Raw genomic sequence first — 25,117 nt, 5'->3', positions numbered from 1 at the left:
GCTTTCCTTTCAGTGCATTGAATTGATCAGTACGTGGAGCGGCCGCCGGAGAGGTCGAAGACCGCGCCGGTGGAGAACGAACAGTCTTCGGTGCAGAGCCAGCCGACCATCGCGGCCACTTCTTCCACCGTGCCGAAGCGGCCCATGGGAATCTTCGAGAGCATGAAGGCGATGTGCTCGGGCGTCATCTGCTCGAAGATGGCCGTCTTCACCGCCGCGGGCGTCACGCAGTTCACGCGGATGCCGGTGTCGGCCAGCTCCTTGCCGAGCGACTTGGTCATGCCGATGACGGCCGCCTTGCTCGCGCTGTAGGCGCTGGCGTTGGGGTTGCCGTCCTTGCCTGCCACCGAGGCGATGTTGACGATGCGGCCATAGCCTTGCTTTCGCATCTGCGCGACCACCTCGCGGCAGCACAGGAACACGCCGTTGATGTTGACGTCCATCACCTGGCGCCAGTCGTCCACCGGGTAGTCCCACAGCTTGCTGTTCGGGCCCGTGATGCCGGCGCTGTTGACCAGCGCGTCGATGCGCGGCACCCGCGCCAGCGTGGCCGCGACGGCCTTGGCCACCGAAGGCTGCTGCGACACGTCGACCTTCAGCGCGAAGGCCCTGTCTCCGAGCGACTCGGCCGCCTTGCGCGCCGCTTCCTCGTCGCGGTCCCACAGCGTGACGCTGCCGCCCGACGCCAGCAGCCGCCGCGCGATGCCGAAGCCCAGGCCCGTTGCGCCGCCGGTGACGACCGCATGGCGGCCGGTGAAGTCGAGCTGGTTCATATCGTGATGCCGCCGTCGACGGTGAAGGCCTGCCCGGTGGCGAAGATCGATTCGTCGCTGGCCAGGAACACCACCACCGGCGCGATCTCCTCGGCCTGCGCGAGCCGGCCCATGGGCTGGCGTGCGATGAAGGCCTTGCGTGCCGCGTCGGGGTCGGCGTTGGCGTTGATGCGTTCGCCCAGCGAGGGCGTATCGACCGTGCCGGGGCACACCGCGTTGCAACGGATGCCGCGGCTCACGTAGTCGGCCGCCACGCTCTTGGTGAGGCCCAGCACCGCAGCCTTGGTGGTGCCGTAGACGAAGCGGCTGGGCAGCCCCTTCATGCTGGAGCACACGCTGGCCATGTTGATGATGCTGCCGCGCCCGGCCGCGAGCATGCCGGGCAGCACGGCCTGGATGGTCCACATCTGCGCGCGCACGTTGAGGCTGAAGGCGAAAAGCAGGTCGTCGTCGCTGGCCTGCTCGATGGTGCCGTTGTGCACCACGCCCGCGCAGTTGAAGAGGATGTCGAGCGCGGGCAGCTTGCCCACCAGCGCGCCGATGGCGGCCTTGTCGAGCACGTCGAGCTTCAGCGCGGTGACGTTGGGGACGCCGGCGTAGCGCGCCAGCAGCTTCTCGTTGACGTCGGTGGCCCAGACCTGCGCGCCCTCGGCGGCCATGGCCAGAACGCTCGCGTGGCCGATGCCCTGGCCGGCTGCGGTGACCAGCGCGGTCTTTCCCTTCAGTCTCATCGTCGATTCCCCGGGTTTGGCCCGATGGTGTCGCGGGCGGTCTATCGTATTCTGAATTGGCCTTACCACTTGGCCAATTCAGGACAACCCTTAACCCCCTTGCCGACCTCGTGCCGCTCCAGACTCTCGAACCCCAGCGCCTCTACCGCCAGATCGCAGACCAGCTCCGAGGGCTGATCGCCAAGGGCGAGTTCGACGTCGGCGCGCGCATTCCCGCCGAGCGCGACCTCGCCAAGCAGCTGGGCGTGAGCCGCCCCTCGGTGCGAGAGGCGCTGATCGCGCTGGAGGTGGAAGGCTGGGTCGAGATAAGAACCGGCTCCGGCGTGTACGTGCTGGACCGCTCGCACCGCACCCAGGCGCCCACGACCGGTACCGAATGGGGCCCGCTCGAGATCATTCGCGCGCGCCGCATGGTCGAGGGCGAGACCGCGGCCACCGCCGCGCAGCACGGCAAGCGCAAGGACGTGGACGCCATGCGCCGCGCGATCCGCACGATGCGCGAGACCGCCGCGCGCAACGAGGTGCCGCATGAAGGCGACCGCGCATTCCACCTGGCCATCGTCAACGCCTGCGGCAACGTGGTGCTGACCGAGACGGTGCAAGGCTTCTGGGAGTCGCGGCACGGGCCGATCTTCGCCCGGATGATCGATTACTTCGAGACCATGGAATCGTGGCAGGCCGCCATCGGCGAGCACGAGGCCATCCTCGACGCCATCGCGGCGCGCGACGCGGCTGCCGCGCGCGACGCGATGCACCAGCACATGGACAAGTTCCACCAGAGATTCAGCGCGAGCTGGCGCCGCGCGAAGGCCACCTGACAGCAAACAAGAAGCGCCGGCAGAACACCCCACCATGACTCCCTACATCAGACTCCATCCCGCCGACGACGTCGTCATCGCGCGCTCCCAGCTGCTCGGCGGCACCACCGTGGAGAACGTGGCCGTGCGCGGCCTGATCCCGCCGGGCCACAAGATCGCGATGCGCGACATCGCGCAGGGCGAGCCGGTGCGCCGCTACAACCAGATCATCGGGTTCGCGAGCCGGCCCATCGCCGCCGGCGAGCATGTGCACACGCAGAACCTGAACATGGGCCCGGACAAGGGCGCCAGTACCGGAGACTTCGAGCGCGACTACGCCTTCGGCGCCGACGTGAAGCCCGCGCCCGCCAGGCGCGAAGCCACCTTCATGGGCATCAAGCGTGCGGACGGCCGCGTGGCCACGCGCAACTACATCGGCGTGCTGACCAGCGTGAACTGCTCGGCCACGGCCGCGCGCGCCATTGCCGACCACTTCTCGCGCAAGACCAACCCGCAGGCGCTGGCCGCGTTCCCGAACGTCGACGGCGTGATCGCGCTCACGCACGGCACCGGCTGCGGCATGGACACGCAGGGCATGGGCATGCAGATCCTGGAGCGCACGCTGACGGGCTACGCCACGCATCCGAACTTCGCGGGCGTGCTGGTGGTCGGCCTGGGCTGCGAGGCCAACCAGATCAACGCCTGGCTCGCGACCGGCCACCTGGCCGAGGGCGAGAACTTCCGCACCTTCAACATCCAGGACACGGGCGGCACGCGCAAGACGGTCGAGAAAGGCGTGGCGCTCATCGAGGAGATGCTGCCGCGCGCCAACGCGGTGAAGCGCGAGCCCTGCAGCGCGGCGCACATCACCATCGGGCTGCAGTGCGGCGGCTCGGACGGCTACTCGGGCATCAGCGCCAACCCGGCGCTGGGCGCGGCGGTCGACCTGCTGGTGGCGCACGGCGGCACGGCCATCCTCAGTGAGACGCCCGAGGTGTACGGCGCCGAGCACCTGCTCACGCGCCGCGCGGTGAAGCGCGAGGTCGGCCAGAAGCTGGTGGACCGCATCAAGTGGTGGGAGCACTACACCGAGATCAACCAGGGCGAGATGAACAACAACCCCTCGCCGGGCAACAAGGCGGGCGGGCTCACCACCATCCTCGAGAAGTCGCTGGGCGCGGTGGCCAAGGGCGGCACCAGCAACCTCGAGGCGGTGTACGAATACGCGGAGCCGGTCACCGCGCACGGCTTCGTCTACATGGACACGCCAGGCTACGACCCGGTGAGCGCCACGGGCCAGGTGGCCGGCGGCGCCAACCTCATCTGCTTCACCACGGGGCGCGGCTCGGCCTACGGCTGCGCGCCCTCCCCCTCGCTCAAGCTGGCGACCAACTCGGCGCTGTGGCAGCGGCAGGAGGAAGACATGGACATCAACTGCGGCGAGATCGTCGACGGCACAGCGTCCATCCAGGAGATGGGCCAGCGCATCTTCGAGCTGGTGCTGGCCACCGCCTCGGGCGCGCACTCCAAGAGCGAACAGCACGGCTACGGACAGAACGAGTTCGTGCCGTGGCAGGTCGGCGCGGTGATGTAGGCCCACCCACGAGCACAAGGAGCAGCATGGCCACCCTTCCCTTCGGCTTTCTCGAGGGCACCGGCTTCGAGCATCTGGACCCGCGCTTCAAGCCGCGCATTCCCGGCCCCGAGCGCCTGCAGCGGCTTTGGACCGGCGCGCGCTGGTGCGAAGGCCCTGCCTGGTTCGCCGCGCACCGCACGCTGGTGTGGTCGGACATTCCGAACAACCGCATGCTGCGCTACGACGAAATGACCGGCACCGTGGGCGTGTTCCGCGAGCCCGCCGACAACACCAACGGCCATACCGTCGACCGCCAGGGCCGGCTCGTGAGCTGCGAGCACCTCACGCGCCGCGTGACGCGCACCGAGCACGACGGCTCCATCACCGTGCTGGCCTCCCACTGGCAGGGCAAGCGGCTCAACTCGCCGAACGACGTGGTGGTGCATTCGGACGGCGGCGTGTGGTTCACCGACCCGAGCTACGGCATCCTCTCCGACTACGAGGGACTGAAGGCCGACAGCGAGATCGGCGCCTGCCACGTCTACCGCATCGACCCCGCCAGCGGCGAGGTACAGCGCATGGCCGACGACTTCGTCAAACCCAACGGACTGGCGTTCTCGCCCGACGAATCGCTGCTGTACATCGCCGACACCGGCGCGAGCCATGCGGCGGACGGACCGCGTCACATCCGCCGGTTCAAGGTGGGCGCGGACGGCCGCAGCCTGAGCGGCGGCGAGGTGTTCGCCGAATGCACCAACGGCCTGTTCGACGGTTTCCGGCTCGACACCGAAGGCCGCATCTGGACCAGCGCCGCCGACGGCGTGCACGCCTACGACCCCGACGGCACGCTGCTGGGCAAGATCCTCGTGCCCGAGCGCGTGGCCAACGTGTGCTTCGGCGGCCCGAAGCGCAACCGGCTGTTCATCTGCGCCACCACTTCTCTCTATGCCATCACGCTGAACGCGAAAGGAGCCTGATCCATGTCAAGAACACTGCCGGCCGACGAGCTGCAGACCACCGTCGCCAGCATCCTGCAGGCGGCGGGCAGCACGCCCGCGGAGGCGCAGCAGGTGGCCGCCAACCTCGTGCTCGCCAACCTGAGCGGCCACGACTCGCACGGCGTGGGCATGCTGCCGCGCTATATCGACGCGGTGGCCGAGGGCGGCCTGAAGCCGAACACGGCCGTGAAGGTCAACCTCGACATCGGCACGCTGATGGGCCTGGACGGCCAGCACGGCTACGGCCAGGTCGTCGGCGTGCAGGCGATGGAGCTGGGCATAGCGCGGGCGAAGCAGCACGGCAGCTGCATCTTCACGCTCTCGCATGCGCACCACCTGGGGCGCATCGGGCACTTCGCGGAAATGGCGACGGCGCAGGGGCTGGTGTCGATGCACTTCGTCAACGTGCTGTCGCGCCCGGTGGTCGCGCCCTGGGGTGGCGGCGACGGACGCTTCGGCACCAACCCGTGCTGCATCGGCGTGCCGCTGGCGGGCGCCGAGCCCTTCGTGCTCGACTACGCCACCAGCCGCGTGGCACAGGGCAAGATGCGCGTGGCCCACAACAAGGGCGAGCGCGTACCCGACGGCTACCTGATCGACGAGAACGGCGCGCCGACCAACGACCCCGGCGTGGTGGTGGTGCCGCAGGGCAACGGCCTCTTCGGCGCGCTCATGACCTTCGGCGAACACAAGGGCTACGGCATGGCCGTGGCCTGCGAGCTGCTGGGCGGCGCGCTCACGGGCGGCGGTACCTGGCACCGGCCGGCGGACACGGCGCGCACCGTGCTCAACGGCATGCTGACGGTGCTTATCGACCCCGAGCGGCTGGGCACGCAGAAGTTCTTCGACGAAGAAGCGCGGGAATTCGTCGAATGGCTGCGGCGCAGCCCGCCGGGGCAGGGCTTCGACGGCGTGCAGCTGGCGGGCGAGCCGGAGCGCAAGGCGCGCGCGGCGCGGCGCAAGGATGGGATCTGGGTGGACGACGCCACCTGGGGGGAGATCGTCGCGGCGGGGGCGAAGGTGGGGGTGCAGGTCTAGCGGGGCGCCAGCGCGAGCTAAGGCCGGCTGCTTCGCGACTTCTGGCTCAGCACGAGCGCGATGCCTCCCAGGATCGCCACGGAAGCCGCGGCCAGCCGGGGCGTGATCGACTCCGACAGGAACAGCACGCCGCCGAACGCGGCCAGGAGCGGAACCGACAACTGCACGGTGGCCGCGCGCATCGCGGTCAGGCCGCCCAGAGCCGCGTACCAGACCGCATAGCCAAGACCCGAGGTCAGCGCGCCGGACACCACGGCAAGCACGAGGCCGGTCGCGTCCACGCGGGCGCTGGCGGCAAATATCAGGCTCAGCCCCAATGCAAGCGGCACGGCACGCACGAAATTGCGCGCCGTGGCGGCCAACGGGTCGGCCACGCCGCGCCCACGCAAGGAATAGACGCCCCAGGCCACGCCGGCGACGGCCATCGATACCGCGCCCAGGAGCGGCGGCGCGGCGATCCCCGGGGACACGAGATAGACGAGGCCGCCCACGGCCAGGACGAAACCGAGCCATGCGAGCAACCCGAAGCGCTCGCCACCGGACCGCAAGCCGACGCCGAACATCGTCAGCTGGACCGCGCCGAACAGGATCAGCGCGCCAGTGCCCGCCGACAGGCTGAGGTAGGCGAAGGAGAAGAACGCGACATAGCCGAACAGCATGACGGCGGCCAGCCAGTCGGCACGAGCGGGTGACGCCAGCGGCCGCGCCCTGAGCCGCACGATGAGCCCCAGCATGAGCGCGCCCGCCACGAGCCTGATGCTGCCGAAGCTCGCCGCGTCGATGCCCTTGTGCTGCAGCGCAAGTCGGCACAGCAGCGAATTGGCCGCGAACGCGAGCATCGCCAACATAGTGAGGAGGACTGTTCGCAGCACGGGCCGCCGATTGCCGCGTGTTCCGTCAGCGAACATCATGCGCAGCCACCCGCGACAAGCGGGGCTCCAGCAGACCGACCGTGCCATGGCTCATGCGCCCTCCGTGGAGGAAACCGCGTAAACATCGGCTTGCCGCCAGGGCTGGCGGCAAGGGGCAGGATGATGCTACTCCGCTCGAAGACGCGAGGCGAGCTGGCCGATGCCCCTGCGGGGTACCGTCAGACGATCAGCGCGATCGTCGCTTCCAGATGCTCCGACGGCGCGCGCCGGAAGCCCGAGCGCGCAAAGCGCTGCAACTGCCCCACCACGAAGGCCGTGAGCGCCGCTGCGCGCACCTGCGCGTCGACGCTGGGCGTGGCCGAACCATCGGCGCTGGCGGCGCCGCGCAGCACCTGGCGCAGCGTGGCTTCGATCTTGTCGAAGAACTGGTTCATGCGCTGCTGCAGGCGTTCGTTCTCGAACACCAGCGCATCGCCCACCATGACGCGCGTCATGCCGGGGTTGCGCTCGGCGAACTGCACGAGCAGCGTGAGAATGCGGGCGGCCTGCTGGGCGCCGGTGGCGCCTTCGCGCTCGAGGATCTGGTTGACCAGCGTGAAGACGCTCTGCTCGATGAAATCGATCAGGCCCTCGAACATCTGGGCCTTGCTCGCGAAATGGCGGTACAGCGCGGCCTCGCTCACCTCGAGCCGGGCCGCCAGGGCGGCGGTGGTCACCCGCTCGGCGCCGGGCTGCTCGAGCATGGCGGCCAGCGCCTGCAGGATCTGCACGCGCCGCTCTCCCGGCTTCGGGCGCTTGCGCACCAGGGGGGTGGACGTTTCCGTCGGCGTCTCTACGCCGGAAGCACCTGTCGTCTCTTCGTTCTGCATGGGAGCGCGTGCAAAGATGTAATCAATTGATTCTCGCACAGCGCAGTGAGCACGCGCCCACCCCGCGCATTCGGGCCTCAGCGGGCGCGGATCATCGTCCCGTAGGCCTGGTCGGTCAGGATCTCGAGCAGCATCGCGTGCGGTACGCGGCCGTCGATGATGTGCACCGCGTTCACGCCGCTCTTGGCCGCGTCCAGGGCACCTTCGATCTTGGGCAGCATGCCGCCGGAGATGGTGCCGTCGGCGAACAGGTCGTCGATTTCGCGCGCGCTCAGGTTGGTGAGCAGCTTGCCGTCCTTGTCGAGCACGCCGGGCGTGTTGGTCAGCAGCATGAGCTTCTCGGCCTTGAGCACGGTGGCCAGCTTGCCGGCGACGACGTCGGCGTTGATGTTGTAGCTCTCGTTGTCCTCGCCGAAGCCGATCGGGCTGACCACGGGAATGAAGGCGTCGTCCTGCAGCGCCTTGACCACGCTGGGGTCGATGGAGACGATGTCGCCCACCTGGCCCACGTCGTGCTGCAGGTTCGGGTCGGCGCGGTCGGCCAGCTTGAGCTTCTGAGCGCGGATCAGGCCGCCGTCGCGACCGGTCAGGCCCACGGCCTTGCCGCCGGCCTGGTTGATCAGGCCCACGATGTCCTGCTGCACCTCGCCCGCGAGCACCCACTCGACGACTTCCATGGTCTCGGCGTCGGTCACGCGCATGCCCTGGATGAAGCTGCCCTTCTTGCCGAGCTTGTTGAGCGCCGCCTCGATCTGCGGGCCGCCGCCGTGCACCACCACCGGGTTCATGCCGACCAGCTTGAGCAGCACCACGTCTTCCGCGAAGTCGGCCTGCAGGGCCGGGTCGGTCATGGCGTTGCCGCCGTACTTGATGACGATGGTCTTGCCGTGGAACTTGCGGATGTACGGCAGCGCCTGGGCCAGGATCTCGGCCTTGTCGCGCGGGGGAATGTTGAGGACGGGGTCGGTCATGGGCGGTCAGGCTCCGAAGCGGTGGACGATAGGGGAAAGCTCAAATTCTCGCGCAATCCTGGCGGCAGCCAACTGACCGGCTGCGCGGAGCCTGGGGGTGTGCCTGTTCACGGGCGCAGCCAGCGCGGCACCTTGAAGCGCACGATCATCAGGTAGGCGCCCACGTAGGTGGTGATGAACAGCAGGCAGAAGAAGATCAGCACGTAGGTGTTGTTCCAGAACAGCACCGCCGGCACCACCGACATGGCGGCGAACATCCAGAGGTAAGGCGAGGTGCGGTTGTTGCGCGCCAGCAGCTGCCGGGCCTCGTCGTCCGCGAAGGCCACGCGCACGATGCGCCGGAAGATCAGCTGATGGAAGTGCAGCGCGTCGGCCGTGCCGGGCGACTGCCCGCGCGCCAGCTTGCGGTAGATGGAGAACAGCGTCTCCCACACCGGGTAGATCAGCAGCAGCATCGGGAACCACGGCGACACCACGCGGTGCCGCTGCACCAGTGTCACGCAGGCCACGGCGATGACCATGCCCCAGACGTAGGCGCCGCCGTCGCCGGCGAAGATCTTGCCGCGCGGGTAGTTCCACACCAGGAAGCCGAAGGTGGCGCCAACCAGGCACACCACCATGGCGGCCAGCTGGCGGTCGCCGACCTGCAGCGCCACATGCGAGATGGCCAGGCAGACCAGCACCGCCACCGTGCCCGCGAGCCCGTTGTAGCCGTCGATGATGTTGAAGGCATGCGGCAGACCGCCGATGGCGAGCGCCGCGAACAGCACCGTGGCGAAGGGAATCATCGCCAGCCAGCCGTCGACCGTCTCGAAGCCCGTGCGCGCCACGCCCAGCCCCAGCAGCCAGCACACCAGCAGCGCCGAGCCGATGGTCAGCCCGAGCCGGTAGCGCACCTTCACGCGCTGGGTGACGTCTTCCACGATGCCGCCGAGCACGGCCGGCGCAATGCACAGCAGCGTGAGCATCGAGGTCGTGACCGGCCAGGAGACGTTGAACGGGTCGGTGCCGGTGACGCCGGCGGCCAGCCAGGCCACGCCCATGCCCAGCAGGATGCCCGCACCGCCCAGGCGCGGCACGTGGCCCTTGTGGAAGCGTTGAGGCATGTCGGCGCCGTAGATCCGGGCATGCCTGCGCGCGCGGCGCATGAACACCTGAACCGAGAAGGCGGCGACGAAGAAACTGATGACGATCAGAGCAATCATGTGTGGGGGTTGGGGAACCCTAGAATTCCCGAGCGAAATTAGACCATGCCAACACCCCCCTCCCCCCGCCCCCCGATCACCATTTCAATCGTGAGCCACGGCCAGCTCGCGCTGGTGCTGCCGCTGCTCGACCAGTTGGACCGTCACAGCCGCGCATCGACCGCCAAGGTGGTCCTCACGCTGAACATTCCGGAGCCCGACATGCTCGCGGGCCGAACCTGGGGCTTCGAGGTGGAAATGATCGAGAACGCGAGCCCCAAGGGCTTCGGTTCCAATCACAACCAGGCCTTCGAGCGCTGCGCCACGCCTTGGTTCCTGGTGCTCAACCCGGACATCCGCTTCGACAGCGACGTGCTGGCGCCCCTGCTCGCCCAGGCCGCGCCCGACGCCGGCCTGCTGACGCCGCGCATCCTGGAGCCGGGCAAGAACACGCCGGAGCCCCACCGGGCGCTGCTCACGCCCTTCGAGATCGTCGGGCGCAAGAAGCCCGGCTACGTGCGGCCGCGGGTGCCGGCGTGGATTCCCGGCCTTTTCATGCTGTTTCGGAGCGAGGCGTACCGCAAGGTCGGCGGCTTCGACGAACGCTTCTTCATGTACGGGGAAGACTTCGACATCTGCGCGCGCACCCGGCTGGAGGGCTGGAAACTGCAGGTCGGCGAAGACCTGGTGGCCCGGCACGACGCGCAGCGCGAAAGCCACCGGAGCAAGAAATACCTGTACTGGCACGTGACCAGCCTGCTGAAGGTGTGGCTGTCGGGGTCGTTCTGGCGCTACCGGCGGCTTGGAACGAAGACGCAGGCTCGCTGATCAGCCGCGCTCGAGCAGGTCCTGCGCGATGGCGTGGCCGCCGCGGCCAAAACGGGCATAGCGCCCGCGTGCCGCCTCGATCAGGATCGGAACCAACCGCAGCGGGCGCGCCTTCGGCAGCTCGGCCCTGAAGCGCTGGTGGGCTACTTTGGCGCGTTGTTCGTCCAGATAGGCGGCCGGCACGCGGTCACCCAGCTGCAGCAGGCGCTTCAACAGCGCGTCGGCACGGTACAGCCGCGCCACGTGCTTGTCGCCGCGCTCGGCAAAAGCCTTAGCAATCTTTTCGGAGAGCGTGAGCCGCCGGGCGCCGATCTGGTTGTTGCCGTGCTGGCGATAGTCGATGGTGGGCTCGGGCAGCACGTCCATGCGGCCGATGGCCGCGGCAATGGCGGCCAGCCATTCGTCATGCACCCACTCGGGGGCAAACGGGAGCGCCGCGTCGAGCAGGGTCTTGCGGAACATCGTGGTCGCGCCAGTGACGAGGTTGCGCCGCAGCAGGACGCCGAACGCGTGGCCGCTGGAAATGGCGGACAGTTCCGCGGGCTGAACTTCGAGCGCGTGGAAGAGCGTGGAGCCCAAGGGCCTCAACTCGCCGTCGACGAGGCGCGCGTCGGTGTGGAGCAGCAGCAAGTCGGGACGAGCCTCGAATTGCGCCGCCATGCGCGCGAGGCGGCCGGGGTGCCAGACATCGTCCTGGTCGCACAGCACGATGAGTTCGTGGCTGCAGGCGCGCACGGCCTGCTCGAAATTGCGCGTCACGCCCAGCGGCGGCGTATTGCTGAACACGCGCAGGTCGATCTGGTCCGCCACGCCAAATTGAGCGATCGTGTCGCGAACGACGGACAGCGTGTCGTCGGTCGAGCCGTCGTCGGACACGATGATCTCGCGCGGAAAGGGCATCTGCGAGCAGATGCTGTTGATCTGCTCGGGGAGATAGCGCGCGCCGTTGCGGGTGCAGAGGGCGACGGAGATGCCGAGGGTCATCAGACCGGGTCCAGGCGCGGGGGCCAGGCGTAGCTGAAGTCTTCCGGAGTCAGCATGAGATTCGGGTTGTAGGCCGGGTCGTTTTGCAACAAAGTGCCCCAGCGCTGCTTCATATAGGCCACGTCCTGGAGATAGGCCCCGCTCGCTTGCGCACCGCGTTTTGCCGTGCTGCCCGCGGGTACGTGGTGGACCAGTTCCGCATAGGGCGTCCACACCGTGCGCAGGCCGAGCTCGCCCAGGCGCAGGCAGAAATCAACATCGGCGAATGCTTGTTTCAGGTGATCGGCATCGAAGCCGCCCGCCTGCTGGTAGTGCACCTTTCGAATCACCAGGCACGCGCCCGTCACAGCCGAGAGCGACTGGATCAGCGCGGCCCGCCCTGCATAGCCTTCGCGGCCGCCGGGCATGCCCTGATGCGAGAAGCCCGCCACGCCGTCCGGCCCCAAGCCCAGGATGATGCCGGCGTGCTGCAGGGTCCTGCTGCGGTGCCACAGCCTCGTGCCAACCGCACCGACACCAGGCTGCAGCGCAAGGCTCACCATTTCGGAGAGCCATTCGGGCGTGATGACTTCGAGCGAGTCGTCGAGCAGCGCGATCACTTCGCCCTGCGCGGCCTCGACTGCGCTGTTCTTCAGCGCGCCGTCGTCCAGCACCTCTTCGTGCCGCAGCACGCGGATGTTCTGCATCTGCGCTACCGACTGGTAATAGTCACGCGTGGAGGTGTCGTCCGACGCGTTGTCGGCGATGACGATCTCGAAACGGGCGTAGGTGGTGTTCCCGACGATCGAATTCACGCAGCGGCGCAGCGATGCCGCCGCGTTGCGCGTCGAAATGACCAGCGACACCAATGGGAGGGACTCAGGCAGTGCGTAGCGCGCCCGGTAGCCGAAGCCGAGGTACTCCGCCGTCGCGCGAACGTGCGTGCGTTCGAAATGCTCGTTGAGCGCCCGCTCACCGGCCAGCGCGGCATAAGGCTTGGCGTTCATCGACTTGGCCGTGCTTTCCGCATGCACGCGCCAGTGATAGAGCACCCGCGGTATGTGGCGTATCTGGCGAGCCTCGACATGCTCCATGCAACGCAGCACCAGGTCCCAGTCCTGCGAACCCTCCAGCCCCTGGCGGAAGCCGCCGACGGCACGCACGAGGTCCATGGACAACACGCCCAGGTGGCTGAACATGTTCTGCGAGCGGAAGAGGTCGATGTTCCAGTCGGACTTGAAGTAGGGCCCCGAGCGATTGCCGGCCTCGTCGACCTTGTCCTCGTCGGAATAGATCAGTCGCACATCGGGATGCGCGGCGATGCAGTCGGCGACCCAGAAGAGCGCGTCCGCCGGCAGCAGGTCGTCGTGGTCCATGAGTGCGATCCAGGTGCCGGATGCGACTTCCAGGGCGCTGTTCGAAGCCGCCGAGATATGGCCGTTTTTCGGACGGAACACCACCTTGATGCGGGGGTCGGATTCGGCGTACGACTGCAGGACCGCACGCACCTCGGGCGAAGGCGAAGCGTCGTCGGCAATGCAGAGTTCCCAGTTCGGATAGATCTGCGCGCGCACCGACTCGATGGCCTCGCGCAGCCAGGACGGGTTGGGGTTGTAGGCCGGCATGACCACCGAGATCAGCGGACGGGTCTGCATCGCGGCTACGCGCTGGGAAATCCTGTTCCTGGCCTCGGGAGTGGGCGTGTCGTAGTCGCGGACCCAGCGCACGTAATCGTTGTGCCCGGCAATGCGCCGGCCCAGTTCCCACCTCATGCCGCGCCAGCCCGCCTTGCGGAAAACCCGCCAGGCGCGCTGGACACGGCCCGCCACGCCAGGGCTTTTCCAAAGCACAGTCCAATAGAAGTCGAGGAGCCGAGATACAGATTTCATAGACGAGCCGTCGGCGGGGGACGGGCGGGGAACTTTTTCGTGGGTTGCACGCCGAATGGGCTGCTGCAAATGGGAGGCGCCGAAGTGGTGGCTCGCCAAAGCGGCAATTATCTTCGGTTGGCTCACGCCTTCGGATCGGGATATACAGAACGCCTCCCCAAAACCATGCGCGGGCCCTCTCGCCTGCCCGCCCGGTAAAATCGCCCGGTTCACACAAAGGATAAAAAATGAGGCCGCGCCTCCGGCGCCGTTGACGAGGCATTCGCGCCCGTCAAGGCAGAGTCCGGAGGCTCTCCGGGCAAAGACGCTACCGTCTCCCGCCCCGCAGACTCGTATCGACGCACATGAGCCAAGTTCACTCCAACCTTCACCGCAGCGCGCTGGCCGACTGGTGGGGAGGTACACGCCGCACGGACATCTGGTGGACCCTTGCATGGTTCGACATCGTCCTGCGCTATCGACGCTCGATGCTGGGGCCGCTGTGGCTCACGCTGAGCATGGGCGTCATGATCGGCGGCATGGGGCCGCTGTATGCCTCGCTCTTCGGCACCCATCTGGACAAGTTTTTCCCGCACCTGGCGCTCGGCGTGATCTTCTGGGGCCTCTTCTCCACTGTGGTCTCCGACGCTTGCAACGCCTTCGTAGGATCGTCCAACTACCTGAAGCAGGGTTACTTTCCGATCAGCCTGTTCGTCTGGCGAGGCCTGGCGCGCAACCTGATCCAGTTCGCCCATCAGATCGTGCTGTACATCCCCGTCGCCCTCTGGGCCGGCGTTTCGCTTTCATGGTCGGCTTTGCTGATCATTCCCGCCTTCCTGATCCTCATCGTCAATGCACATGCGCTCGGGCTCCTGCTGGGCCTCGTTTGCACCCGTTATCGCGACGTGACCCAAATCGTCACCAGCATCATGCAGATGTTGATGTTCCTCACGCCCGTCTTCTGGCTTCCCGAGAATCTTCCGGGCCGTGCCAAGTACGTGCTGTGGAACCCCTTCGCGCAAATGCTCGACCTGCTGCGCACGCCACTGATGGGTGGCGTCGCCCACATCCACAGCTGGATCGGCATCGGCGTGTGGACCGTGTTGTGCCTGACGCTCGCGAGCGTGCTGTTCGTCAAATACCGCCGTCGCGTCGTCTACTGGCTCTGATCCATGGCATCCATTTCACTCAAGAACGTTTCGGTCAGCTTCCCCATCTATGGCGCTGGCTCGGCCTCCCTCAAGAAGACCCTGGCGGCTTCTGTCACCGGCGGGCGCTTCGGCAAGGAAACCGGCGTCACCGTGGTACAGGCGCTCAGCGGCCTCAACCTCGAGCTCAGGAGCGGCGATCGGCTGGGCCTGATCGGCCACAACGGCGCGGGCAAGTCCACGCTGCTGCGCACGCTCGCGGGTGTCTATGAGCCGTCCTCGGGCGAATTCACGCGCCAGGGTTCGGTGGCCAGCCTGATCGATCCCGCACTCGGCATCGAAATGGACGCCACCGGCGTCGAGAACATCATGCTGCGCGGCCTCGTGATGGGCATGAGCAAGAAGGAAGTCGACAGGCTCACGCCCGAAATCTGCGAGTTCAGCGGACTGGGTGAATACGTCAACATGCCCGTTCGCACCTATTCGACCGGCATGATGATGCGCCTTGCGTTCTCGATCTCGACCAGCGTCGAAGCAGACATCCTGCTGATGGACGAATGGCTGTCGGTGGGCGACGCGGCCTTCACCGAGAAGGCCGAGAAGCGGATGCGCGACGTGGTGTCGAAGTCCGGCATTCTGGTGCTGGCGTCGCACTCGCCGGAGCTGATTGCCAAGGAGTGCAACCGGGTGATCCACCTCGAGCACGGGCGGATCGTCGAAAGCTGATTGTCAATCGGCTGGCGAATTGTCGAAGTTCAGCCGCTCGCGCTCGACGACCAGGGGGCGCTTCATGACATGCGTCAGGATCGCTCCCACGTACTCGCCGAGAAGGCCAATGAAGAAAAGCTGAACCGACGCAAAGAAGAACATGCCGATAAGGATGGGCGCGGTACCGGCCGAGAACTCGCTCCAGAAGAAAATCTTCAGGAACAAGTAGAGCAGCGAAACGACAAGGCTCAACCCCGATAGCGCAAAGCCCACCATCGTTGCAATCCGCAACGGCACACGCGAATGCGAGGTGATGCCCAGCATGGCGATGTCGTAGAGGGTATAGAAGTTGTTCTTGGTGATCCCGCGCTTGCGGCGCGGCTGGTTGTAGGGCACCTGCACCGCTTCGAAGCCCACCTCCGACACCAGCCCACGAAGGTACGGATACGGATCGTCGATGCGGCGGAGCTCCTCCAGCACCTTTCTGTCGTAGAGGCCGAATCCCGTGAAATTCTGGATGAGCTTCACGTCGGCAATGCGCGTCACAGTGCGGTAGTAGGCACGGCGAATTGCAAACATCAGCCCCGACTCGTCAGCCGTGGGCTTGACGCCCACCACCAGCTTGGCGCCATTGCGCCAGTGCTCGATGAAGGCTTTCATCAGCTCGGGCGGGTCTTGAAGGTCGGCGACCAGCAAAATCGCGGCATCGCCTCGTGCCTGCAACAAGCCATGGTACGGAGAACGGATGTGCCCGAAGTTCCGGGCATTGAAGATCACCTTCACCTTGGGATCGGCCGAGGCCATGGCACGCAGCAACTCGGGAGTGCGGTCGGACGAGAAATTGTCGATGAACAGATGCTCGTACGTCACCCCTTCGATCGTCTCGAGAACCTCACGCGCCTGCCTGTGAATCTCCTCGACGTTCTCTTCCTCGTTGTAGCAGGGGGTGACGACGGTGATGTGTTTCATGGAGAGGCAAAGACAAAGCGGCGCTGCAGCACGAAAGCCACCAACGCCAAGGGAAGAAGGACGGTCGCGTTCGCCAGGTACACGTTGAAGCCAAGGCGCAAGAGAAGCGCCACCGACCCGACATTGATCAGGTAAACGACACCGTACACGGCTACGAAACGGCCAAGCTGGGACAGGGGAGCACCGCCAAAAACCAGCCGCCCCGTACTCTGGAAGTTGAAGGCGACGCCGAGAACCGTGGCCAGCGCGATGGCCCCCGGGTATGGCAAACCAGCCCATACGAAGCCTGCAAACAGCGCATAGCCGACCGCGGTGTTCAGCCCGCCGACCAGCAGAAAGCGCAGCAGCTGCGAACTCAACACCTCAAGACGCCTTCCATTTCGCGACAAATGGTGCAACGCGTTCGCGAACCGATGCCAGATCGAGTCCATGTTCGCGCAAGGCATGCGCATAGGATCCGCAAGTCTCGGAAAAGCGCTCACCCACACCGATGCGCAACAGCGGCAATGGGCAAGTCTCGGAAATGCTCTCCAGCACGGCCGCGCCGAGGCCGCCTGCAACCGAATGCTCCTCCAGCGTCACGAAGGCCCTGCTCCGCGAGGCCAGTGCGCTCAATTGCGCGGTGTCGAGCGGCTTGATCCATGGCGCGCTCCAGACGGACACGTCGAGCTCTTCGCCGAGCGTGCAGGCGGCTTTGAGCATCGACCCCGTGGCAATCAGGCTCACTGGATGATGGCCGGTGCGAACCGGAATCAGCGCACCTCGGCGCAGATCCGGCAAGGCCTCATGAACGGCGCCCAGGTCCGCCTTGCCCATGCGCAGGTACACAGGGCTTTCTTGCTGCAACGCGGTCGACATGCAAGCGGTGAGTTCGTGCGCATCGCAAGGCGACATGATGTCGATATACGGTACGGCGCGAAGGCACGAAATATCCTCGAAGCTCTGATGGCTCGTGCCCAGCGTGCTGTAGACGAGTCCGGCGCCATCGCCGGTGAAGATGACGGGCAGCTTCTCGTAGCAGACATCGATCTTGATCTGCTCGACCACCCGCACAGGAACAAACGCGCTCAGCCCGTAGACGATAGGCCTGAAGCCGGCCTTCGCCAGCCCTGCGGCCACGCCGACCATGTTCTGCTCGGCAATCCCCGCATTGATGTATTGCCCGGGGCAGCGCTTGCGGAATTCGTCGAACAGTGCGTAACCGTGATCTCCCGTCAGGAGCACCACACGCTCGTCACGGGTCGCGGCCTCGACAAGGGCGGCGGAAAACGCCGCTCTCATGCCACGGCTCCGTCGAGTTCCCGCAACGCCTGCGCGTAAAGATCGGCGTTCATGCGCGAATAGTGCCAAGCGTTGACATTCTCCATGTAGGACACCCCCTTGCCCTTGATCGTCTTTGCGACCAGTGCCTTGGGCCGACCATTTCGGCCAGCCTCCAATTCGTCGATGGCCGAAGAGATCGCGCTCATGTCATGGCCATCGACCGCGAGCACGTCGAAACCGAAGGCCGAGAACTTGGCGTTGAGATTCCCCAGCTGCATGACCTCGTCGGTGGTACCCATGGCCTGAAAACCGTTTGCGTCCACGATGATCATGAGGTTGTCGAGCTTCGCGTGCGCAGCGAACAGCATCGCTTCCCAGATCGGCCCCTCGTTGATTTCGCCGTCACCGATCACGGCATAGCATTTTTGCCCCGTCTTGCGGCGCGAAGCGGCCAACGCCAAGCCTACGCCAACCGAGAGCCCATGGCCCAAGGTACCAGACGTGACCTCGCAGCCAGGCAAATGCGCATCCGACAGTCCTTTGAGCCGGGAACCGTCATGGAAGTAGTTGTCGATGTCCGAGCGGTCGAGCCACCCGAGTTCGTACAGGCATGCGTATTGCGCCATCACGCCATGCCCCTTGCTCAGAACGAGGTAGTCACGCATGGGATCGGTGGGGACGAGCTTGTCGTAGCGCATGTGGCGCCCGTACAGGCACGAGAGCAACTCGATGATCGAGAAGGCACACCCCAGGTGAACGGCGTTGCCTGCATAGGCCATCTCGACCACCGTCTTGCGCAGGGAGGAAGGATCGAATTGAGATTTCATGCTGAAAGAAGAAAGATGAATGGCATCAATCGAGAGCGGACTCAAGCGGTGCGTGCCACGACAGCGTTCTGCGGATGCCCTCTTCAAGACCGACTGCATTGACAAGGCCGAGCTCTTCCGTGGCGCGCCGTAGCGAAGGCACGTAGCGCGGCCCCGCAAGTCCCCGCGCCGGCTGCCCGGCGACATGCACGGGGATGCCCGTGCCGGCGACACGCGTCACCTCATCGGCCAGCTGTGCGATTGTCACTGCAGCATCGCCACCCACGTTGTAAGCGCGTCCCGATGCGCCCAGAACCAGGCAGCTCAGGAGCCAGCGGGCCATGTCGCTCGCGTATTGGTAGGAACGGACGGCCTCACCCGTTCCCTGCACGACGATGCCTTTGCCATGCACGGCCTGTTCCACGAACTGAGCTAGAGCGGCACCGCTCGTTCCCTGCAGATAGGGGCCGAGAAAAGCGAAGCAGCGCGCGATGACGACGTCAAAGGGCCACACTTCGGAGACAACGCTTTCAGCCCCCCGCTTGGCGCGGGTGTACGCGTTGGTGTCGTCCGCTTCGCTCCACGGTTGGTCTTCGCCGAATGCCTGGGCTCCTGTGGTGCTGCCGTACACCGCGCCCGAACTGATGTGCAAGAACCTGTGCGCCCCGCTCGCGGCGGCAAGCGCGCAGGCCCGGCGCGCCCCTGCTACAGCCAGTTTCTCGAGATCTCCAGCGGTCGATTGCGAAGGCGCGACAGGAAGCGCCGCATGAATGACAGAGGAGAACGGCCGGCGAGGAAGCGCGAAGTCGGCAATGTCACCCTTCAGCAATTCCACGGCCGCGGCCTTTGCCAGGCGCGGGCTGCCCTGGGTGAAACGGTCGGGGTCGCGGGTCAGCACGGTCAGTGTCAGCCCCAGCTTCAGCACATGCTCGGCATGCAGCAGGCATTCGAGCAGCCATTTCCCGACGAAGCCGGTGCCACCGGTCAGGAACACCGATTGATTGCGAAGCCCCGCCCACACCTGTGGCGCGGTCAGCTGCAAGACTTCATCGAGTTCCGCAACCGGAACAGGGCGGACCAGGTCAGTCAAAACGCAAGCCGAGATAGGTCTCGATGCTGGCGACGGAATGGTCGAGCATGGCCTCGGTCAGGCCGGGGTAAACGCCGATCCAGAACGTATCGTTCATGATCCGATCCGTGTTCTTCAGTTCGCCGACCACCCTGTAGTTGCGGCCGATCATGTAAGGCTGACGCAGCAGGTTGCCTGCAAACAAGAGCCGCGTACCGACTTTCTGCTGGTCGAGATAGGTCAGCAGATCGACGCGCCGGGTGTTGGCAGCTTCACGCAGCGTGATCGGGAAACCGAACCATGACGGCTCGGAGCCGGGCGTGGGCTCGGGCAATTCCAGGAACTCTTCACAGCTGCTCAGACGGTCCTTGAGGTAAGCAAAATTCTTTTTGCGCGCCGCCACGAAACCATCGAGCCGGTCGAGTTGCGCCAGCGCGCATGCCGCCTGCATATCGGTGATCTTGAGGTTGTAGCCCAGATGGGAGTACGTGTACTTGTGGTCGTAGCCTTCGGGCAGATCGCCGAGCTTCCAGCAAAAACGTTTGCCGCAGGTGTTGTCTTTGCCAGGCGGGCAATAGCAATCGCGGCCCCAGTCCCGGATGGATTCGGCAATCAGCCGCAGCTCATCGTTATTGGTGAACACCGCGCCGCCTTCGCCCATGGTGATGTGATGGGCGGGGTAGAAGCTCAATGTCCCGATGTCGCCGAAGGTACCGACCATCTGCCCTTCGTAACGGGCACCGAGTGCATCGCAGCAGTCTTCCACCAGCCAGAGCCCATGCTTTTCGCAGGCGGCCTTGACGACTTTCAGGTTGTACGGATTGCCCAGGGTATGCGCGAGCATGATCGCCTTGGTCCGCGGACCGATCGCCGCCTCCAATTGATCCGCATCGATGTTGTAGGTGGGAATATGCACATCCACGAACACCGGCACGGCGCCGCACTGCAGGATCGGATTCACTGTGGTGGGGAATCCCGCCGCCACGCCGATCACTTCATCGCCGGGCCGGATCGCCCGGTCGCCCAGCTTGGGGGAAGTCAGCGCGGAGAACGCCACCAGATTTGCCGACGATCCGGAGTTCACGGTCATAAGGTGCTTGACGCCCAGATAGGCGGCCAACCGACTTTCGAACAGCGTGTTGAAACGCCCGGTCGTCAGCCATGCGTCGAGCGAGGCATCGACCATCAACTGCATTTCCGGTGTACCGACGACCTTGCCCGACGGCGGAATCAGGGTCTCGCCCGGAACAAAGGAAGCGGGAGCACTGGCCAATTCGCCGTATTCGGCCACCAGCGCAAGGATCTTCTTGCGCAGTTCATTTTTTTGGAAAGAGATTTCAGTCATCGATCGGGGTGCTTTCGTATTTTTCGATTTGTGCGAGTGTGAGTTCGGTCATGTCACGACCGTCGAGCCAACCGCGCTGCCAGTCGACGATCTCGCCGAGACTCTGGCGAAGGTTCCAGCGAGGGAGCCAGCCCAAGGTCTGACGTGCCTTGGAGCAATCGAGCTTGAGCCAACTCGCCTCGTGCGGCTGCCCAGCTTGGGCGTCAGTGTGCCAATGCGCACCGCCGCCCCAAAGCGCGACCAACTGGTCGGCGATCCAGGACACGGGACGCGCGTCGGTATCGGCTGGGCCAAAGTTCCAAGGCTGCGCCCATGAAGGCCCCTCCGTGAACAAGCGCTCCGCCAACATCATGTAGCCATGCAACGGTTCCAGTACATGCTGCCATGGACGTACCGCATGAGGGTTCCGAATGTCCGCCGTGCGTCCCTCGCCAAAAGCCCGCAACAAATCCGGCACCAATCGGTCGGCAGACCAGTCGCCGCCGCCAATCACGTTACCCGCTCGGGCAGTTGCCAGAGCGACACCGTGGTCGCTGTGGTGCGCCTCGTTGAAAAAGGAAGAGCGATAGGATGCCACCACGAGCTCGGCACACCCTTTGCTGTTGCTGTAGGGGTCATATCCACCCATCGGCTCGTTCTCGCGGTAGCCCCATGGCCACTCGCGGTTCTCGTAGCACTTGTCACTGGTCACGACCACGACCGCCCTGACACTGTCGCAGGCACGTGTGGCCTCCAGCAGATTGACGGTGCCCATCACGTTGGTGGAATAGGTTTCCACCGGGTCCGCATAGGAGTGCCGCACAAGGGGTTGGGCCGCCAGATGAAAAACGACATCCGGGCGGCACTCCTTCAGGGCAGACCGCAGCCGGGGAAGGTCACGAATATCGGCAATCACGGAGTTGGAGGTCGAACGGCCGGATGCCAACGCATGCAGGCTGGGGTGCGTGGACGGGTCCAACGCATAGCCGGTGACAACCGCACCGAGCTTTTCAAGCCAAAGCGCAAGCCAGCCACCTTTGAAGCCGGTGTGCCCCGTTAGAAACACCCGCTTGCCGTGCCAAAAAGACACGGTCATTTCCAGACTTTCCATGGTGCCTTGCCTCCCGCCCAAAGCTCCTCGAGATGCGTCTTGTCGCGCAAGGTGTCCATAGGCTGCCAGAAGCCGCCATGCTTGAAGGCTGCGAGCTGCCCCTGAGCCGCCAGTCGCTCGAGAGGTTCGTGCTCCCATACGGTGGTGTCGTCCTTGATGTAGTCAAGCACGGCGGGAGAAAGGACAAAAAATCCGCCGTTGATCATGGCGCCATCGCCCTTGGGCTTCTCCTTGAAGCTGCGGACTTTGTGTCCATCGAAATCAAGCGCGCCGAACCGGCCTGGCGGCAGCGCAGCGGTAAGCGTGGCAGCGACTTTCTGGGCCTTGTGGAACGCGATGAGTGCGGTGATGTCGACGTCTGCCACACCGTCGCCGTAGGTGAAGCAGAAGTGCTCCTCATCCTGCACATACGGCGCGACACGCTTGAGGCGCCCCCCGGTCATGGTGTTCTCGCCTGTATCAATGAGCGTTACCCGCCAAGGTTCCGCATTTCGCTGATGAACTTCCATCGAATTCCCAAGCATGTCGAAAGTGACATCGGACATATGGAGGAAGTAATTAGCAAAATACTCTTTTATTACATAACCCTTGTATCCACAGCAAATCACGAAATCATTCACACCGTGGGCTGCATAGATTTTCATGATATGCCAAAGAATCGGTTTTCCGCCGACCTCGATCATTGGCTTCGGCTTCACACCGGTCTCCTCGGAAATTCTCGTTCCCAAGCCTCCTGCCAGAATAACCGCTTTCATTCGCCCTCCTTGCGCATTTAAACTTCAATCGCACCGTGATCAATCGACCTTCGCTGCTCGAAATCACGCCGCATAAAACGGTCGAGACTGTTTATTTGAAATGACCAAAATCGACTCCCTCATCGGAAGCGCCATCAACCAATCCAGGAATTGCTTCCGATCTTCTCTTAAATTCAATGATTTCCTGCTGCAAAGCGATTCGCAAGACGCGTGCCTTGCTCTGCCACGGACACTCGGCTACAACATCAATTTTCAGGGTTCAAGAACTTCACGTGGCGCGCAGGCGACCCGACCACCAGCGAGAACGGCTCTACATCGCGGGTGACGACGGCGCCTGCGGCTATCATGGCACCTCGCCCAATGGTCAGGCCGGGTGTCAAAACAGCCCCTGCACCGATCGATGCACCTTGACAAACGGTAGTGCGCAGGAAGGCAGCCGGATAAACCTTTGACCTCGGATACATGTCGTTGGTGAACCTGACACCAGGTCCCACAAAAACATTGTCCTCGAGGGTAATTCCGTCCCACAAATAAACCCCTGACTTCAGGGTCACATTATTCCCAACGACCACATCACTCTCTATGAAACAATGCGCGGATATATTGCAATTTCCTCCAATGCGCGCACCAGCGAGCACCACATTGAATTGCCATATCTTGGTTTCCGGACCGATATCCGTAGCCTGAACATCAGCCAGAGGGTGAACGAAAGCCGTATTATTTAAAGTCATTTTGTAAAAATCTCGTTATTTCGTCGCGGAAACCAAATCATTCGAATCAGACTGCAACACACAGAGCCATGCCATGAAGAAAATTCGCACTCTGATACTGCGCGCCCTCTCTTTGACCGGCGTCGTGGATGATAAATATTATAAACAAAAATACCGCGATGTCGCGACGTCGGGACTCGATTGCAATTATCATTATTTCAGATATGGAATAGTCGAAGGAAGGCATCCAAACCTCACATTCGAAAAATTCTCAATCTGGCGCTGGAATACCACCACCAGATGGCTGATCAGGCTCTTTTTGGATGAGAACTTTTATCTTAGTTCATATCAAGACGTTAAAAGTGAGAGATTGTCCGCGGCAGAGCACTACGCACTGAAGGGTCGGAGGGAAAAGAGAAATCTCAACCAATTGGCCGCGAGCATCGATGACCTTTTGTTTTTTCTCAAACTGGAAATCAAACTTCGGACCGGGGGAAAATCTATTGAAGAGTCGGCGCTCGAAAACTACAAATACATGATTTTTGAGGCAGCCCGACAGGGACGCGTGGCAAAAATTAAGGCAAAGGCAATTTCCAGGCAACTCAACGCCCGAGACTCAGGGGAGAATATTCTTCTGAGAAAATTCTCGACCATCGATTTCTCCGAGCTGCACAAAATCGGTCAGTCGCTCGAAGAAATAGAGGCGTCCTTTCCAATGGCATTTCATGAGCCGGAAGTCATCGGATCGGCACAGGAGCGCCCTCTCAGGACCGTCGACGTACCCCAGAAATGGATTGCCACCATCGACAACGCGACCGTAGTCGGCGGATTTCAAGTATTGGCGAGCAATCGGCTGGTTATCTACGAACCGGCAGCCAATCCGCATCGAGGCTTTGTTGCAGGCATCTGGCAGTACATCGTTTCCCTCAATCAAAAGAGCGAAATCCTCCTGTGGTTTCGCTATAAAAAGGAAGTCTCCCTTCCGTCTGCAATTCTCTTGAGTGGTCGTTGCAGTCCGAATTATTACCACTGGCTGGTCGAATATCTGGGAAGATGCTACATCCTGGAAAAAAAAGAGGCGCTTCGGAAAATTCCGCTGATCGTCGACGACGGCATGTTTCCTCAGGAGTTCGACTCACTGCGGACCATGCTTCCGGACTGGCCCATATATCGCATGGACAACTCGACGCTACTGAAGGTCAAGAAACTCCATATACCGTCGACATGCACCAATCTCGCCGACAACTTGCGAGAACCCATGTGGAAATGCTCCGCCATTTGCTTTCGTACGCTGGCTCACATGCAGGCCACAGTCTTCAGGAAATTTGAAATCGACCCTGCACAGAAAGGCCATCGGAAAATCTTTCTGGCACGCAGAAGCGGAAGGAACATTACAAATACCATTGAGCTGGAGGAGGTATTGGCCTCGTTCGGCTACGAGATCATCGACACGGGACTGCTGTCGTTCGAACAGCAAGTGCGCCTGTTCTCCGAGGCATCCGCGATCGTCGGGGCCATGGGAGCGGCATTCACCAACCTGATTTTCTGTCGCCCCGGAACGCAGGTGCTGGCGCTGTCTTCACCCTATACGCAACTCTTTTGCTCACAGTCCAACATGGCGCTGTTTGCCGGTTGCGAGTACCGGATCCTGACAGGCGAACATCCGCTATTCAACCCGGGCGATGAACATACGGTGTCCGATCCCAGCCTGTTTCTCGACAGCTACGCTATCGATGCGACAAAGCTCGCCATTGCCTTGGCAGACATCGAACCCCGGGCGAACTGA

25 protein-coding genes are annotated in these 25,117 nt (G+C 63.9%); 8 read left to right on the top strand and 17 right to left on the bottom strand.

From position 1 onward, the window contains the following. Positions 1–26 precede the first annotated feature (26 nt). Positions 27–773: an SDR family NAD(P)-dependent oxidoreductase gene (locus L3V85_RS06580; RefSeq protein WP_237678581.1), complete on the bottom strand. Its 747-nt coding sequence runs from the start codon at positions 771–773 to the stop codon at positions 27–29. Beyond that, entirely contained in the window at positions 770–1,504 is a 735-nt protein-coding gene (locus L3V85_RS06575; protein WP_237678580.1) for an SDR family oxidoreductase, read from the bottom strand. Before L3V85_RS06575 ends, L3V85_RS06580 begins: the two co-directional genes overlap by 4 nt. A 110-nt stretch (positions 1,505–1,614) precedes the next feature. On the opposite strand from L3V85_RS06575, the gene L3V85_RS06570 reads away from it, so the two are divergent. The 4 genes from L3V85_RS06570 to L3V85_RS06555 are packed head-to-tail and all read left to right on the top strand — an operon-like array spanning position 1,615 to position 5,913. Further along, positions 1,615–2,322, top strand: a complete 708-nt coding sequence (locus L3V85_RS06570) for a FadR/GntR family transcriptional regulator (protein ID WP_237678579.1) — start codon at positions 1,615–1,617, stop codon at positions 2,320–2,322. 34 nt (positions 2,323–2,356) lie between these two features. After that, complete coding sequence (locus tag L3V85_RS06565; RefSeq protein ID WP_237678578.1) at positions 2,357–3,895, top strand: UxaA family hydrolase; 1,539 nt, start codon at positions 2,357–2,359, stop codon at positions 3,893–3,895. A gap of 26 nt (positions 3,896–3,921) precedes the next feature. Further along, positions 3,922–4,854, top strand: a complete 933-nt coding sequence (locus tag L3V85_RS06560; protein ID WP_237678577.1) for an SMP-30/gluconolactonase/LRE family protein — start codon at positions 3,922–3,924, stop codon at positions 4,852–4,854. Positions 4,855–4,857: 3 nt separating this feature from the next. Then, on the top strand, positions 4,858–5,913 hold the full coding sequence (locus tag L3V85_RS06555) for a malate/lactate/ureidoglycolate dehydrogenase (RefSeq protein ID WP_237678576.1): 1,056 nt from the start codon (positions 4,858–4,860) through the stop codon (positions 5,911–5,913). Between the two features lie 17 nt (positions 5,914–5,930). Here the strand turns inward: L3V85_RS06555 and L3V85_RS06550 are convergent, their stop codons facing one another. The 4 genes from L3V85_RS06550 to L3V85_RS06535 all read right to left on the bottom strand — a co-directional run bounded on the left by L3V85_RS06550 (position 5,931) and on the right by L3V85_RS06535 (position 9,830). After that, positions 5,931–6,761 (bottom strand): DMT family transporter, encoded by an 831-nt coding sequence (locus tag L3V85_RS06550; RefSeq protein WP_237678575.1) that lies wholly within the window; start codon positions 6,759–6,761, stop codon positions 5,931–5,933. Positions 6,762–7,003: 242 nt separating this feature from the next. Further along, positions 7,004–7,654, bottom strand: a complete 651-nt coding sequence (slmA, locus tag L3V85_RS06545) for a nucleoid occlusion factor SlmA (protein WP_237678574.1) — start codon at positions 7,652–7,654, stop codon at positions 7,004–7,006. 77 nt (positions 7,655–7,731) lie between these two features. Continuing rightward, positions 7,732–8,625, bottom strand: a complete 894-nt coding sequence (gene argB / locus L3V85_RS06540) for an acetylglutamate kinase (RefSeq protein ID WP_081268359.1) — start codon at positions 8,623–8,625, stop codon at positions 7,732–7,734. 107 nt (positions 8,626–8,732) lie between these two features. Then, positions 8,733–9,830: a glycosyltransferase family 4 protein gene (locus L3V85_RS06535; RefSeq protein ID WP_237678573.1), complete on the bottom strand. Its 1,098-nt coding sequence runs from the start codon at positions 9,828–9,830 to the stop codon at positions 8,733–8,735. Between the two features lie 45 nt (positions 9,831–9,875). On the opposite strand from L3V85_RS06535, the gene L3V85_RS06530 reads away from it, so the two are divergent. Next, positions 9,876–10,637 (top strand): glycosyltransferase family 2 protein, encoded by a 762-nt coding sequence (locus L3V85_RS06530; RefSeq protein ID WP_237678572.1) that lies wholly within the window; start codon positions 9,876–9,878, stop codon positions 10,635–10,637. On the opposite strand, the gene L3V85_RS06525 is transcribed toward L3V85_RS06530, so the two are convergent. Together L3V85_RS06525 and L3V85_RS06520 are read right to left on the bottom strand one after the other, a co-directional pair. Next, positions 10,638–11,621 carry a glycosyltransferase family 2 protein gene (locus L3V85_RS06525; protein WP_237678571.1) on the bottom strand — a complete coding sequence of 328 codons (984 nt, stop codon included), beginning with the start codon at positions 11,619–11,621 and terminating at the stop codon, positions 10,638–10,640. It lies immediately after the preceding gene. Continuing rightward, positions 11,621–13,372, bottom strand: a complete 1,752-nt coding sequence (locus L3V85_RS06520; RefSeq protein ID WP_237678570.1) for a glycosyltransferase family 2 protein — start codon at positions 13,370–13,372, stop codon at positions 11,621–11,623. Before L3V85_RS06520 ends, L3V85_RS06525 begins: the two co-directional genes overlap by 1 nt. Positions 13,373–13,833: 461 nt before the next feature. Here L3V85_RS06520 and L3V85_RS06515 point away from each other — a divergent pair, with 461 nt between their 5' ends. Both L3V85_RS06515 and L3V85_RS06510 read left to right on the top strand, forming a co-directional pair. After that, complete coding sequence (locus tag L3V85_RS06515) at positions 13,834–14,637, top strand: ABC transporter permease (RefSeq protein WP_237678569.1); 804 nt, start codon at positions 13,834–13,836, stop codon at positions 14,635–14,637. Between the two features lie 3 nt (positions 14,638–14,640). Next, complete coding sequence (locus tag L3V85_RS06510; protein ID WP_237678568.1) at positions 14,641–15,342, top strand: ABC transporter ATP-binding protein; 702 nt, start codon at positions 14,641–14,643, stop codon at positions 15,340–15,342. A gap of 3 nt (positions 15,343–15,345) precedes the next feature. Here L3V85_RS06510 and L3V85_RS06505 read toward each other — a convergent pair whose 3' ends face one another. The 9 genes from L3V85_RS06505 to L3V85_RS06460 all read right to left on the bottom strand — a co-directional run bounded on the left by L3V85_RS06505 (position 15,346) and on the right by L3V85_RS06460 (position 23,352). Further along, positions 15,346–16,293 (bottom strand): glycosyltransferase family 2 protein, encoded by a 948-nt coding sequence (locus L3V85_RS06505; protein WP_237678567.1) that lies wholly within the window; start codon positions 16,291–16,293, stop codon positions 15,346–15,348. After that, positions 16,290–16,652: a GtrA family protein gene (locus L3V85_RS06500; RefSeq protein WP_237678566.1), complete on the bottom strand. Its 363-nt coding sequence runs from the start codon at positions 16,650–16,652 to the stop codon at positions 16,290–16,292. The genes L3V85_RS06505 and L3V85_RS06500 overlap by 4 nt, the downstream gene beginning before the upstream one ends. Before the next feature lie 4 nt (positions 16,653–16,656). After that, positions 16,657–17,574 carry a transketolase family protein gene (locus L3V85_RS06495; RefSeq protein ID WP_237678565.1) on the bottom strand — a complete coding sequence of 306 codons (918 nt, stop codon included), beginning with the start codon at positions 17,572–17,574 and terminating at the stop codon, positions 16,657–16,659. Then, positions 17,571–18,383: a transketolase gene (locus L3V85_RS06490; RefSeq protein ID WP_237678564.1), complete on the bottom strand. Its 813-nt coding sequence runs from the start codon at positions 18,381–18,383 to the stop codon at positions 17,571–17,573. The genes L3V85_RS06495 and L3V85_RS06490 overlap by 4 nt, the downstream gene beginning before the upstream one ends. A gap of 25 nt (positions 18,384–18,408) precedes the next feature. Continuing rightward, entirely contained in the window at positions 18,409–19,452 is a 1,044-nt protein-coding gene (locus tag L3V85_RS06485; RefSeq protein WP_237678563.1) for an NAD-dependent epimerase/dehydratase family protein, read from the bottom strand. Further along, a complete protein-coding gene (rfbH, locus tag L3V85_RS06480; protein WP_237678562.1) occupies positions 19,445–20,776 on the bottom strand; it encodes a lipopolysaccharide biosynthesis protein RfbH in 1,332 nt (443 codons plus the stop codon). Before rfbH ends, L3V85_RS06485 begins: the two co-directional genes overlap by 8 nt. Beyond that, positions 20,769–21,866: a CDP-glucose 4,6-dehydratase gene (gene rfbG, locus L3V85_RS06475; RefSeq protein WP_237678561.1), complete on the bottom strand. Its 1,098-nt coding sequence runs from the start codon at positions 21,864–21,866 to the stop codon at positions 20,769–20,771. Before rfbG ends, rfbH begins: the two co-directional genes overlap by 8 nt. Next, the gene (gene rfbF, locus L3V85_RS06470) at positions 21,848–22,621 is read right to left on the bottom strand and encodes a glucose-1-phosphate cytidylyltransferase (RefSeq protein ID WP_237678560.1); all 774 of its coding nucleotides are present in this window, start codon (positions 22,619–22,621) and stop codon (positions 21,848–21,850) included. Before rfbF ends, rfbG begins: the two co-directional genes overlap by 19 nt. A gap of 245 nt (positions 22,622–22,866) precedes the next feature. Further along, positions 22,867–23,352, bottom strand: a complete 486-nt coding sequence (locus L3V85_RS06460) for an acyltransferase (protein ID WP_272934773.1) — start codon at positions 23,350–23,352, stop codon at positions 22,867–22,869. Positions 23,353–23,425: 73 nt separating this feature from the next. On the opposite strand from L3V85_RS06460, the gene L3V85_RS06455 reads away from it, so the two are divergent. Continuing rightward, a complete protein-coding gene (locus L3V85_RS06455) occupies positions 23,426–25,117 on the top strand; it encodes a glycosyltransferase family 61 protein (RefSeq protein WP_237678559.1) in 1,692 nt (563 codons plus the stop codon).

Origin of the sequence: Variovorax paradoxus, assembly GCF_022009635.1 — a bacterium.
Classification (GTDB): domain Bacteria; phylum Pseudomonadota; class Gammaproteobacteria; order Burkholderiales; family Burkholderiaceae_C; genus Variovorax.
Note: the sequence above shows the minus strand (reverse complement) of the source record. Positions and strands in the feature narration are given on the sequence as shown.

What these genes read in the sequence shown, in the direction of transcription:
- L3V85_RS06580 (WP_237678581.1), bottom strand. Translation starts at nt 773, where the DNA reads ATGAACCAGCTCGACTTCACCGGCCGCCATGCGGTCGTCACCGGCGGC.
- L3V85_RS06575 (WP_237678580.1), bottom strand. Translation starts at nt 1,504, where the DNA reads ATGAGACTGAAGGGAAAGACCGCGCTGGTCACCGCAGCCGGCCAGGGC.
- L3V85_RS06565 (WP_237678578.1), top strand. Translation starts at nt 2,357, where the DNA reads ATGACTCCCTACATCAGACTCCATCCCGCCGACGACGTCGTCATCGCG.
- L3V85_RS06560 (WP_237678577.1), top strand. Translation starts at nt 3,922, where the DNA reads ATGGCCACCCTTCCCTTCGGCTTTCTCGAGGGCACCGGCTTCGAGCAT.
- L3V85_RS06555 (WP_237678576.1), top strand. Translation starts at nt 4,858, where the DNA reads ATGTCAAGAACACTGCCGGCCGACGAGCTGCAGACCACCGTCGCCAGC.
- L3V85_RS06550 (WP_237678575.1), bottom strand. Translation starts at nt 6,761, where the DNA reads ATGTTGGCGATGCTCGCGTTCGCGGCCAATTCGCTGCTGTGCCGACTT.
- slmA (WP_237678574.1), bottom strand. Translation starts at nt 7,654, where the DNA reads ATGCAGAACGAAGAGACGACAGGTGCTTCCGGCGTAGAGACGCCGACG.
- argB (WP_081268359.1), bottom strand. Translation starts at nt 8,625, where the DNA reads ATGACCGACCCCGTCCTCAACATTCCCCCGCGCGACAAGGCCGAGATC.
- L3V85_RS06535 (WP_237678573.1), bottom strand. Translation starts at nt 9,830, where the DNA reads ATGATTGCTCTGATCGTCATCAGTTTCTTCGTCGCCGCCTTCTCGGTT.
- L3V85_RS06530 (WP_237678572.1), top strand. Translation starts at nt 9,876, where the DNA reads ATGCCAACACCCCCCTCCCCCCGCCCCCCGATCACCATTTCAATCGTG.
- L3V85_RS06525 (WP_237678571.1), bottom strand. Translation starts at nt 11,621, where the DNA reads ATGACCCTCGGCATCTCCGTCGCCCTCTGCACCCGCAACGGCGCGCGC.
- L3V85_RS06520 (WP_237678570.1), bottom strand. Translation starts at nt 13,372, where the DNA reads ATGAGGTGGGAACTGGGCCGGCGCATTGCCGGGCACAACGATTACGTG.
- L3V85_RS06515 (WP_237678569.1), top strand. Translation starts at nt 13,834, where the DNA reads ATGAGCCAAGTTCACTCCAACCTTCACCGCAGCGCGCTGGCCGACTGG.
- L3V85_RS06510 (WP_237678568.1), top strand. Translation starts at nt 14,641, where the DNA reads ATGGCATCCATTTCACTCAAGAACGTTTCGGTCAGCTTCCCCATCTAT.
- L3V85_RS06505 (WP_237678567.1), bottom strand. Translation starts at nt 16,293, where the DNA reads ATGAAACACATCACCGTCGTCACCCCCTGCTACAACGAGGAAGAGAAC.
- L3V85_RS06495 (WP_237678565.1), bottom strand. Translation starts at nt 17,574, where the DNA reads ATGAGAGCGGCGTTTTCCGCCGCCCTTGTCGAGGCCGCGACCCGTGAC.
- L3V85_RS06490 (WP_237678564.1), bottom strand. Translation starts at nt 18,383, where the DNA reads ATGAAATCTCAATTCGATCCTTCCTCCCTGCGCAAGACGGTGGTCGAG.
- rfbH (WP_237678562.1), bottom strand. Translation starts at nt 20,776, where the DNA reads ATGACTGAAATCTCTTTCCAAAAAAATGAACTGCGCAAGAAGATCCTT.
- rfbG (WP_237678561.1), bottom strand. Translation starts at nt 21,866, where the DNA reads ATGGAAAGTCTGGAAATGACCGTGTCTTTTTGGCACGGCAAGCGGGTG.
- rfbF (WP_237678560.1), bottom strand. Translation starts at nt 22,621, where the DNA reads ATGAAAGCGGTTATTCTGGCAGGAGGCTTGGGAACGAGAATTTCCGAG.
- L3V85_RS06460 (WP_272934773.1), bottom strand. Translation starts at nt 23,352, where the DNA reads ATGACTTTAAATAATACGGCTTTCGTTCACCCTCTGGCTGATGTTCAG.
- L3V85_RS06455 (WP_237678559.1), top strand. Translation starts at nt 23,426, where the DNA reads ATGAAGAAAATTCGCACTCTGATACTGCGCGCCCTCTCTTTGACCGGC.